Genomic DNA, 537 nt, shown 5'->3' with positions numbered 1-537 from the left:
ATGTCGAGGCCATGGGCGGGGCGGCCAAGGTGCTGGCCATGGCCCAGGCGGCCTACGACCGGGCCGACTACGCCTGGGCGGCCGTGCTGCTCGACCATCTGGTCATGGCGGGGGGCGATCCGGCGGCCAAGGCCCTGCTGGCCCGGGCCTATGACCAACTGGGCTATCAGAGCGAGAACTCGCTGGCGCGGAACATGTACCTGACCGGGGCGGCCGAGCTGCGCGACGGCGTGATGGCCACGCTCGACGCCATCGCCGGCGAGTTCGAAGCCTTCCGCAAGCTGCAGGACAAGCTGGTCAATCATCGCCTGAAGGGCGCGGACCTGCCCGAGGCCGACCGCAAGGCCTACGAGGCGCTGTCCAACACCATCATCCAGCACCTGAAGACGCTGAAGCTGAACAACAACCGCATCGAGGCGCTGGTCGAGCAGCTCTATGCGATCAACAAGCGCCTGATGGGCCTGGAAGGCCGCCTGCTGCGGCTGGCCGACAGCTATGGCATCAGCCGCGCCGAATTCTTGCGCGCCTATTTCGGCG

1 protein-coding gene is annotated in these 537 nt (G+C 67.4%); it reads left to right on the top strand.

The window, feature by feature from the left end:
- The coding region (locus tag D1614_RS28760) for an alkyl sulfatase dimerization domain-containing protein (protein WP_497006689.1) at nt 1-537 on the top strand (537 nt) is incomplete at both ends.

Source organism: Maribellus luteus (assembly GCF_003576475.1).
Taxonomy (GTDB): domain Bacteria; phylum Bacteroidota; class Bacteroidia; order Bacteroidales; family Prolixibacteraceae; genus Draconibacterium; species Draconibacterium luteum.
This window is presented reverse-complemented; position numbering and strand designations above follow the sequence as displayed.